Source organism: Pedobacter sp. CFBP9032 (assembly GCF_034045265.1).
Classification (GTDB): domain Bacteria; phylum Bacteroidota; class Bacteroidia; order Sphingobacteriales; family Sphingobacteriaceae; genus Pedobacter.
This window is the reverse complement of sequence record NZ_JAXCWE010000013.1, coordinates 23,627-34,268: the sequence shown is the minus strand read 5'-3', so window position 1 is coordinate 34,268 and position 10,642 is coordinate 23,627. Positions and strand designations below refer to the sequence as shown.

The following is a 10,642-nucleotide window of genomic DNA, read 5'->3' as shown; positions in this document are numbered from 1 at the left end:
GTATTTTTTGTCTTGGCCAGACGGGCTTTTTTCTTTTTCTTGATAAAAAGAAACAAAAATCAAGGCTTGCATCCTTTCTTGAATAGCAGCATCGAAATCCTGATGGCGGCAATATGAGGCTTAGTCCTTGCTGCAGTCCTGCCCTCGCTGCATATTTCCTTGGCTATTCGAAACCTGAAAGTTTGTACAAGCATTTCAATTTGCTTTTCTGCGAAATTCTGCCAGGCCGGATGGCGTGCTTAGGAGCGGGTAGTGGTGGGGTTTGATCGTTTGTTTAGCGTGAGGACTGCTATCTGCCTATCAATACTTTTGTCTGGTTGGGAAAGGGCGAGATAATCTCTCAGAATGACAAATTACTGTATATCTGAAATCAAAAAATCTTCATTGCAAGGAGGTATGATAGCCTGCCCCGACCTTTCGGGGAAGCAATCTGATTTGCAAGGGTTACGGGTGTGTGTTCATATTTATTATTTTAAAAGGTATTTTTTATTAAAGGTTTCTGTAATTGGGGCGTATTCATAAATGGACGAACTTATTAAACCATTATTTGAACCTCCACCGATATATGCCTTACCATTTAGCTCAAAAGCAAAAGCGTTATAAGCATTAATATAAGTAGTCAAGTTTTAATTTGTTTCCAGGTTTCTGGTGATAAATTGAATTCCCAATAATCTGACCAGCCTGAAAGTATTTAGAATCAACTTTTAAAAGCATTTAACATATTAAATACTGCCTCTTGTTAAATATACTTTCATTGTATTATTATAACTTGTATTTATTGCTATCTAGATTGCAGTATTGTATTTGTGACAATGTAATTTTTTGATGGGTATTTAGAATGTGACCTTACCTTTTCAAACTGATGCCATAGCTTTGTAGCTTTCCAATTGTTAATCAGTTCACTTAATTTTGTTGGGATTGCAGTTCGGTAATTTTTACAATTTGAGGAAGTTTTTGCCTCAGATTATTGATGTGATTATAACTATTCGTTTATGCGTTATTTACAGTTTTTGCTTTTTATTTCCTTATTTGCACTGCCTGTGCTTTCATCGGCTCAGCTTACCGGCTGTTACAGCCAGCCTTCGGGAGGAGGAGCGGGAAGGTTTTATTATCGAAGAATATCTGGTAACAACTTTAATGCCTCTCCTTTTGCAACTTCGGGCGCAGCAAACAGTTGCACATCATTCGCTGGTATTTCTGTAAGTTCAACACCCTGCCAGGTTGGTGGTACGAGTACTACTTTCCTGTTTCTAGCAACAACTAACGTGCCAGCGACTTGTTTACCAATAGATGATTATGCCTGGCTATTCTTGCCCTTCGCCTTAGGCTGTGTATTCGTTTTAAGGTCTCGGAAGCCAATGATAGCGGAAGATTAAGTTCTTAATAACTCATCCAATTTATCGCGCAGCCCAGGCTCTTTATAAAATTCTTCTTTAACGCGTGTTATTACCTGTGTAGAATAATCAAGGTAATAGGTTTCGAACTTAGCAAGGGTTTTAAAGCGTCGTGATAAACCACTTATAAGTATAAATAAATTTATACGATCGCCTTCCTCACCTGTGAGGAGTATTTTACAGAGCAGATCATTTACTTTAATAAAGCATAAGGTTTGATAATGATTTAACAGCACGTAGCCCTGATTCAGTTGCGTTTTCAAATCTTCTGAGAAACCATCCGACGAAATAGTTAAGGGATCCGAAGATACCCTCCGGCACGGATCTGTTTGGTGTTTCTCTTGAATAATTTGCTTATTGCTTCCATGTATTGGTGTTGTTGGAACCAGTAATTTGTTTAGATCTAAATGCTGTAATCCAATTACTTTCATTACCTAAGTAGGTAGCGGCGGTACCTACTTTTAAATTTTCCTCGAGAGAAAATAGTAACGGTGTACCATTATTCATTTGGTTCAAATCATCATCAACAGACTATTATAAGGAAATGCTATCTGGGGAATATTTTTAACCCAGGACAGGAGGGGTAGAAACGGGAATCATACAGTTTGCTCCCTCTGTCGCCAAAACATTCAGTGCATTATAAGGCAAAACCTGTATTGTTTTAGTTTACAGGGGCTTAATGATAGATGTAAAATAGGTTGTTCCCAGCTGTGCCATTTAATATTTTCAGGTAGATGCTGTTGCGCTCAACATTTCTAATACAAAATCGCCACAAACCAAGCCGTTGGCAATAATCAAGTGTTTGTCCTTCAGTTCCATCGTGTTGATGGCAATGTGGTGTAATTGCCCATTATACCTCCCTAAAATAATAGATTCAATATTTTCAGGCTGACCATCTGCTGCGAGTAGCAGGTCGCTATTTGGCACCAATTGATCAGCTCTTTTCAGCGTTTGATCAGCTAAGCACATCCATTGAGCTGGTGAGGTGATGAGTGTAAAATTTTCTGTTCTAATATAGATGACAAATATTTCTGTATGTGAATCTGAACCTTGGCTAAAGAAAATAGGTTGATTTGTAATCCCATCGATTGACCAGGCTGATGCAAACCCACCAACATTTAATTTAGAAATTTGAGATGTGCCACCAGGAACGGTGATCAATGTATCTGCTGCTAAGGACATTAATTAGAATTTTTACGAAAATAAATAATATTTCTACATATCGGCTATGATATCTGGTTTGGATTTTAAATGTTTTATCAAAATACTTTTTACCTGAATCTGAGCTTATCAATATATGATAATTACTTTGTTTCAAACCGATTCCTCAGCAATAAAATCGGATCGTAGATCAACCGCATCAGGCGATAGCGCTTCCCTAATTTCATATCGATGATTTTTTGATCGTCGGTTTCATTAATGGCGAACCGGCGGAGGTTATACTTGCTTTCGAAAGGGGTGTAAATGGCTAATCCAAATTGATAACCTGCCTTTGCTAACATTTGCTGGTGTTTAGCAGGGATTTTGCCATAAGGGTAGGCGAAAGAGTAAACGGTATGGTTGAGTAAACCTTCCAGTGATTTTTTTGATTCTGCAATATCTGTATAGGCGGCGGCATGGGTTACCTTATTGAGTTTGATATGTTTCTCCCCATGACTGCCTACTTCCATCCCTAATTCTAACAAATGCTGGAGCTGATTGCGATTCATTAATTTTACACTTGCCATATTATATTCTTCGATGTCCCATATATTCTCTCCATCTACGTGATCAGAAGGCATATAAAAAACGGCTTTCATGTCCCTTTTTACTAATTCAGGAATTGCAAACTCGAATAACTCGGCTGCACAATCATCGAAAGTGATTATAATTTTGTGCTGTAAATCTTTGGAAGATAATTTTAGGGTAATAATTTCTTCGAAGGTGGTGGTTTGGAGTCCTTTTTCTTCGATCCTGTTGAGAAATTCTAAAAATTTATGATGACTGATAGACCATCGCTGCAAACTCGGGTGAGGCTGCTCGGCTACATGGTGCAGCATGGCAATTGGAATATTCAATTTGTTAAGCTTAAGCGTAATTTTATACTACCTCAAATAAACGCATTAAAATCAATTAAAACAGCATCATTTCGCTAAATAATTACAACTATAGTTTTTTACAATATCATTAGGATCTTTAAACCAGAGACAAATAAGCATGCAATTTTTAGTTCCAAAGATTTAGAAGCCCTCATTTTTCTTTTTTTAATTAAAAGTGTATCATGTGCATTATATGTGAGATTTAATGTGCAAAAATGGATTTTAAAGCAGGTGTTCAACCAAAAAAGTTTCACATCGGGAGAAAGTTTGTATACCTTTGCGAGCATTTTAGCGTTCATACCACAAAACATATCTTAAATATATGAGAATTTTCTATCTCTCCTTAATGCTGTTCTTTGTAAGTGCAGTGGCTTTCGCCCAGACTTTACCAGTTGGTTTATTGGAAAATGTTGAAGATGCTTACCGAAGGCAACAACTATTGGGAAAAGATAGTTCTAATAGTTCTTATATGATCAGGCCGATGTTTATGTCTGATGGAAACAACCTGGCTCTGGATTCTGATACTAGTTATTCATTACACCATTTCAGGAAGTTACTATATAGTAATCCTAAACTCAAAACCCAAATTTATGCCTTGCCTGTTGCCTGGCAGCAACAGTTCAATTCTCATCATCCTTATGGCATGAATGATGGCTCGATGGTGCAGGCTAAGGGTTATCAGACCCAAATTTCGGCAGGAATTTATGCGAAGATTGGTCCTTTAAGTATTCAATTAAGACCAGAATATGTTTTTGCAGAAAACAAAGGGTTTCAACGTTTAGCAGATGCGCCAAATGGCGTTTATTGGAATACTCCGGTAACTACAACTTTTTATAATAAAATAGATCTTCCTGATCGTTTTAAAGATGGAGCATACAATAAATTAAGTTTAGGGCAAAGTAGTATACGTTTAAATGTAGGACCAGTATCTGCAGGTTTCTCGAATGAAAATCTATGGTGGGGGCCAGGCGTACGTAATTCATTATTGATGACAAATAACGCTTCAGGTTTTAGACATTTAACCTTAAATACTACCCGTCCCATTAAAACGTATATTGGCTCATTTGAGGCGCAAATTATTGGTGGTCGATTGGAGCAATCTGGTGTGAGTTTAAATCAGGATCCAACAGTGCCTCAGGCTATTCGAAATGAATTGGTTCAGAAACCATATGATTGGCGCTATATATCCGGAATAACAGCCACGTACCAGCCAAAATGGGTACCACAGTTATTTTTAGGTTTAGCGCGGACTTTCATTGTTAACAGGTCTACTATGGGACGAGGCTTTGGAGACTATTTCCCAATTTTTGGTGCAGTAGAAAAAGCTGCCTTTAATGAAGCAGATGGGAACAATGCTGCCGACGCAGCGGAAAAAGATCAATATATTTCTTTCTTTGCGAGATATGTACTTCCTGAAAGTAAAGCCGAGGTTTATTTTGAGTATGGTAGAAACGATCATTCAAATGATTTACGTGATGCTATTATAGAGCCGGAACACACCCGGGCTTATGTAGTTGGTTTTAGAAAACTAATACCTGTTAGAAGTGCTGACGAGTTTATCCAGATAGGCGTTGAATTAACGCAGCTGGAGAAACCAACAACTAGAGAAACCCGGGCAAGTGAAACCTGGTACAGCCATTATCAGGTATTGGATGGTTACACCAACAACGGCCAGGTACTAGGTGCAGGTATTGGACCAGGGAGCAATTTACAAACGTTAGATGTAAGTTGGGTAAAGGGTTTAAAGCGAATTGGAATTCAATTTGAAAGACAGGTAAATAACAATGATCTTTTTTATCGATTTGCATATGCTTCGGCTGATAAAAATCAATATATTAATAGACACTGGGTGGATCTTTCTGTTGGGGGCAATGTAAGCTGGAATTATAAAAATTTCATATTAAACGGCCAATTAACTTATATACGCTCCTTAAATTATCAATATCAATGGCAAGGAAAGCCAGATGGTAGTTTTTGGGATTGGAATAAACAAGATGTAAATAACTTTCATGCAAAGGTTGGATTAGTATACTTGTTTAATTAGCTAATACTTATTTGATCTGAAAGTTCACACAAAAGCGAGTGAAACAAGTAGGCTCTTTCGTTATTACATTTAAATGATTAAGTTTGCAAACTGTTAAAGTGTTCCAGAGAGAACCTAAAATTATTTATGAATAAAATTATTTTGTTTAAGAAAAATAGGATTAGTGCCTTGTTATTTCTACTATCCTTTTCTATGTTATCATCTTGTGTGAGTAATAAAAAGATCGCTTATTTTCAAGACATTCAGTCTGTTAATCAAGCTCAATTAGAGAATGCTACTAAATTTACTGAACCCATTATTCAGCCCGATGATATTTTAAGTATCAATATATTTACCTTGAATCCACAAAGTGGTGCGATTGTAAATCAAGCTGCATCAAATACAGTATTGGGAGGTGGGGCAAGTACAGCTGTTGCAGCGCAGCAGGTGTCAGGCTTTTTGGTAGATAGAAATGGCGATGTCGAACTTTCGCTAATCGGTAAGGTAAAATTAGCTGGTTTGACTACATATGAAGCTAGAGAACTAATACGTGAAAAGGCAGCAATTGTTTATAAGGAACCGAATGTACAATTGCGATTTGCCAATTTTAAAGTTAGTGTTCTTGGGGAAGTTAATGCCCCATCTGCTTACACGCTTCCTAATGAGAAAGTGTCAGTTTTAGATGCGCTTAGTTTAGCGGGTGATTTAACTATTTATGGCAGAAGAGAAAATGTTCTAATAGTAAGAGACAATAATGGGAAAAAAGAATTTGCCAGATTAGATCTAAATTCTTCTAAAATATTTGATAGCCCTTACTATTATTTAAGACAAAATGATGTTGTCTACGTTGAGCCTAATAAACGAAAGGTATCCGCCTCAAATTCTGCGCAAGTCCAAACTATTAGCGTAATTGCATCTGTGTTGTCTGTTATTGTAGTTGCAATAACTAGCTTTAGATAGTATCATTTCTACAATTTTATACATGAATAGTAATAGCCCAAATAAAGGTATTGATAATAAAGAAGAACAAATTGATATTAAATCAATTTTAATAAAGTTTTTAGATAAATGGCACTGGTTTATTATTAGTATTTGCATCTGCCTAATAGGTGCTTTTCTTTATATAAAATTTACCACTCCGATGTATCAAATAGGTGCTCGTGTGTTGGTTAATAGTAATGAGGACTCTGGAATGGGGAAGCAAAGTGGTGCACTCATGGACTTAAGCAGTATTATTGGAGGAAAAAATTCCGTAGATAACGAAGCGGAGATACTTAAGACTAGGTTTTTAATGGAACAAGTTGTGAGAAAATTGCAACTAAATATTGTTTATTCTAGGGAGGATGGTTTTGTAAATAAAGAATTGTATACATCACCATTTAAATTGATTATTTTAAATAGTGTTGATACCATTAAAGCGACTGACTTAACCTTAGCCAGGCTGTCAACAAATAAGTTTAAGATATCCGGTAAGAAATTTGAAAAAGTAGGAGAATGGAATAAAAAATTACATATTCCAGGAGTTGGAGAGGTGATGATGTCACCAACCGAAGTGCCATTTAGCCCGGGAGATTTTAATTATTTTGTTACGATTAAATCAATAGATGAGAGAGTAAACGAACTAAGTAGGCAACTTGTTGTAGAATTCACTAATAAAAAATCGACAATTATTGATTTGAATTTATCTTATGCTTTACCGAAAAAGGGCGAGGATATTTTAAACACTTTAATAAATCAATACATATCTACGAATCTCGAAGATAAAAATACTATAGCAGATAGTACAACGCAATTTATCAGAAAAAGATTGAATGTAATAGCCACAGAGTTAGGTGATGTTGAGGATAAGGTTCAGAATTTCAAAAAAGGCAATAAGCTAGCTGATATGACTGAACAAGGTAAATTATTGGTTCAAAGTTCGAGCGAATTTAGTGCTGAATTAGCCAAAGCTGAAACTCAAGTTTCAATTTTATCGGATTTGGAAATTTACTTAAAAGATGAAAGTAAAAATAAAAGAGTATTCCCTGCTTCTCTTTTGCCGCAAGATATGGTTTTCTCTGGACTAATGAATCAATACAATGCACTATTAATAGAGAGAGATAAACAGTTATTAAGTGTAACGGAAACCAGTCCTTTTGTGCGTAATATTGACGAGCAAATTGCTAGTTTACGTCAGGGTATCTTGGCTAATATACAAAGTACAAAAAATACATTCGTTATAACACGTGATAAGCTAAGAAATCAATTAGCGCAGGCAAGTTCTCAGATCTCTGGTGTTCCTGAAATTGAAAAAGACTATCTGAAATTGGCTCGAAACCAGCAGATTAAGCAGGAGTTATATATATTTTTAATGCAGAAAGCGGAGGAAACAGCAATTTCAAAAACATCAAATATATCTATTGCTAAAACTATAGATCCTCCTAAATCAGCTGTAAATCCAATAAGCCCAAAAAAGAGACTAGTTTATATTGCTGGAATTATTTTAGGATTGATAATACCAATGGGTTTACTTTTTATAATTGAAATGTTAAGCACTTCGGTCTCTTCTAAAGAAGATATCATGGAGAGAACGTCTGTTCCAATAATTGGAGAGATAAGTCATAATAGTAGTAATGATAATTTGATCGTAGCTACAAGTGGCCGTTCTGCAATCTCAGAACAATTTAGGGCGCTAAGAACAAATTTATCATTCTTTTTGAAAGGGCAAAATGAGAAAGTAATTCTTTTGACATCAAGTATGTCTGGTGAGGGGAAATCTTTTACTGCAATTAATTTGGCAAATATACTTGCCTTATCAGGAAAGAAAGTCTTATTAATGGAACTTGACTTAAGAAAACCAGGTTTATCCTCAAAATTGGGCGTTTCTAATAATGTTGGATTCAGCAATTACTCTATAGACCCTAGTATTAGTATCAGCAGCATTATCAAACCGCTTACTATGAATGAGAATATGTTTATTATTTCATCGGGTCCATTACCTCCTAATCCGGCGGAAACTTTAATAGCTGGCCATGTACCTGACCTTATTAAGAATTTGAAGGAAAAGTTTGACTATATCCTAATGGATGCTCCGCCAATAGGTATTATAACTGACGCGCAATTATTAGCTGACTATTCTGATGCGGTGATATATTTGGTAAGGCAAGGTGTTACTAAGAAAGATCAAATACAGATTGTTGACGAATTATACAATACAGGCAAATTGAAAAATATGGGTATTGTAGTCAATGATATTATCCATAAATACTATGGCTATGGCTATGGTTATGGATCATATGGCGAAGAAGTTAAATCCAATTGGTTTAAAAGAATTTTTAATAAGGCTTAGTATGAATTATACTTTAAAGGTTGCTGAGATACGAAAGGAAACTGAAGACACGGTAACCTTATGCTTTAAGCAACCTGGTTTGAAGAAGATTAAATATTTAGCAGGGCAATATTTAACATTAATTTTTAGAATTAATGGACGACGATACATCCGGCCATATTCTTTTTCATCTTGTCCAGGTGTAGATCCCTATCTAGAAGTAACAATAAAGCGTGTTGAAAATGGTTTAGTTTCAAACCACATCAATGACATGGTCAATGTGGGCGATTCAATAGAGGCAATGCCGCCCATGGGAGACTTTGTTTTTGAAGTCAAAGATAACCTGACGGATGTTTATTTTTGGGGAGTAGGCAGTGGCATTACGCCATTAATTTCTATTATTAAGTACATTCTTAAATCAACGGACAATGTAAAAGTCCATTTAAATTATGGAAATAGAAATCATGAGACTACTATCTTTAAAGATCAGATTGAAGCATTAAAAATTCAATATTCAGAGAGATTAATAATAAGGCATTTTCATACAAAACTTGTGTTGGATGAAAGCAATCCATATCTGATTCAAGGTAGAATTGATCAAGTAAAAGCACTTTCCATCCTCGAGGCACAACTTTCCCCGGAAAATTGTGCGCATTACATTTGTGGTCCAGCTGGATTGAAAGAGTCAGTTAAGAATGCTATATATAGCAAATTTGGTGCGTTAATTAATGTTTTTTCAGAAGATTTTGAACTGATTAAAGACCCAAAGGATTTTGAAGACGTGCACACTCAAAGAATTTCATTAACTTTTGAAGGCACTGCTCACACATTAGAAGTAGTGAAAGGGAAAAGTATTTTGGAAGCAGCCTTGAATGCAGATTTAGAATTACCTTATTCCTGTCAAACTGGAAACTGCAGTACCTGTAAAGGTAAAATAGTTAGCGGCAGTGCAAAAATGATCGGATTAAGTAAAGAAAGAGAAGATCTTGCAGCTGGTGAATTTTTGCTTTGCTGTACGCATCCATTAACAGAAAATGTACATATAGAAATATAACATAAAAATATGAAAGTTGTAATACTTGCTGGTGGTTTAGGTACCAGGCTTATGGAAGAAACGGAAGCCCGTCCGAAACCAATGGTTGAAATCGGTGGTAAGCCTATTTTATGGCATATTATGAAAATTTATGAGGCTTATGGCTACAATGATTTTGTATTATGTCTCGGTTACAAAGCACAGAGTATCAAAGAGTATTTTCTTAATTATTATTTGTATAACTCTGATGTATCCATAGATATTGAAAAGAATAAGGTCGACGTACATTTTTCCAACTCTGAATCTTTTAAAGTTACCTTAGTTGATACCGGATTAACGACCAATACCGCAGGCAGGATTAAAAAAATTCAGAAATATGTAGATGGCGAAACTTTCATGCTGACCTATGGGGATGGTGTTGCGGATATTAACATCAATGATTTAGTAGCATTCCATAATAGCCATGATAAATTAGCTACACTGACGAGTATCCAGACCCCCGGGCGTTTCGGTAATATTGAAATGGATGAAAATGGTTCTGTTAAACATTTCGTAGAAAAGCCTCAAGGTGATGGCATGTGGATTAACGGTGGATTCTTTGTCTTGGATTCAGGGATTTTCAAGTACCTGGAAGGTGATGTGGAGGATGTACAATGGGAGAACAAACCTTTAAAGGAAATCGCTAACGACGGGCAACTGGCAGCTTTTAAACATTCTGGTTTCTGGAAGCCAATGGATGCCTTAAGAGATCGGATTGAATTGGAACAACTTTGGTCAACAGGCCAGGCTAAATGGAAAATCTGGTAG

General features: G+C 36.0%; 9 protein-coding genes. 6 read left to right on the top strand and 3 right to left on the bottom strand.

The features are described 5' to 3' along the window. Window positions 1-992 precede the first annotated feature (992 nt). A complete protein-coding gene (locus SOM16_RS19725; protein WP_320465718.1) occupies window positions 993-1,376 on the top strand; it encodes a hypothetical protein in 384 nt (127 codons plus the stop codon). Here SOM16_RS19725 and SOM16_RS19720 read toward each other — a convergent pair. The 3 genes from SOM16_RS19720 to SOM16_RS19710 all read right to left on the bottom strand — a co-directional run bounded on the left by SOM16_RS19720 (window position 1,373) and on the right by SOM16_RS19710 (window position 3,451). Beyond that, window positions 1,373-1,825: a hypothetical protein gene (locus tag SOM16_RS19720; RefSeq protein WP_320465717.1), complete on the bottom strand. Its 453-nt coding sequence runs from the start codon at window positions 1,823-1,825 to the stop codon at window positions 1,373-1,375. The two genes, SOM16_RS19725 and SOM16_RS19720, sit on opposite strands and share 4 nt — an antisense overlap. Window positions 1,826-2,120: 295 nt before the next feature. Then, complete coding sequence (locus tag SOM16_RS19715) at window positions 2,121-2,576, bottom strand: hypothetical protein (protein ID WP_320465716.1); 456 nt, start codon at window positions 2,574-2,576, stop codon at window positions 2,121-2,123. Window positions 2,577-2,698: 122 nt separating this feature from the next. Beyond that, window positions 2,699-3,451, bottom strand: coding sequence for a polysaccharide deacetylase family protein (locus tag SOM16_RS19710; protein ID WP_320465715.1), 753 nt, complete (start codon window positions 3,449-3,451; stop codon window positions 2,699-2,701). Between the two features lie 343 nt (window positions 3,452-3,794). Between SOM16_RS19710 and SOM16_RS19705 the strand changes: the two genes are divergently transcribed. The 5 genes from SOM16_RS19705 to rfbF all read left to right on the top strand — a co-directional run bounded on the left by SOM16_RS19705 (window position 3,795) and on the right by rfbF (window position 10,642). After that, on the top strand, window positions 3,795-5,516 hold the full coding sequence (locus SOM16_RS19705; RefSeq protein ID WP_320465714.1) for a capsule assembly Wzi family protein: 1,722 nt from the start codon (window positions 3,795-3,797) through the stop codon (window positions 5,514-5,516). A 126-nt stretch (window positions 5,517-5,642) separates the two neighbouring features. Then, complete coding sequence (locus SOM16_RS19700) at window positions 5,643-6,455, top strand: polysaccharide biosynthesis/export family protein (protein ID WP_320465713.1); 813 nt, start codon at window positions 5,643-5,645, stop codon at window positions 6,453-6,455. Between the two features lie 22 nt (window positions 6,456-6,477). Beyond that, window positions 6,478-8,823 carry a GumC family protein gene (locus SOM16_RS19695; protein ID WP_320465712.1) on the top strand — a complete coding sequence of 782 codons (2,346 nt, stop codon included), beginning with the start codon at window positions 6,478-6,480 and terminating at the stop codon, window positions 8,821-8,823. Next, a complete protein-coding gene (locus SOM16_RS19690; protein WP_320465711.1) occupies window positions 8,750-9,856 on the top strand; it encodes a ferredoxin--NADP reductase in 1,107 nt (368 codons plus the stop codon). Before SOM16_RS19695 ends, SOM16_RS19690 begins: the two co-directional genes overlap by 74 nt. 9 nt (window positions 9,857-9,865) lie before the next feature. Continuing rightward, complete coding sequence (rfbF, locus tag SOM16_RS19685) at window positions 9,866-10,642, top strand: glucose-1-phosphate cytidylyltransferase (protein ID WP_320465710.1); 777 nt, start codon at window positions 9,866-9,868, stop codon at window positions 10,640-10,642.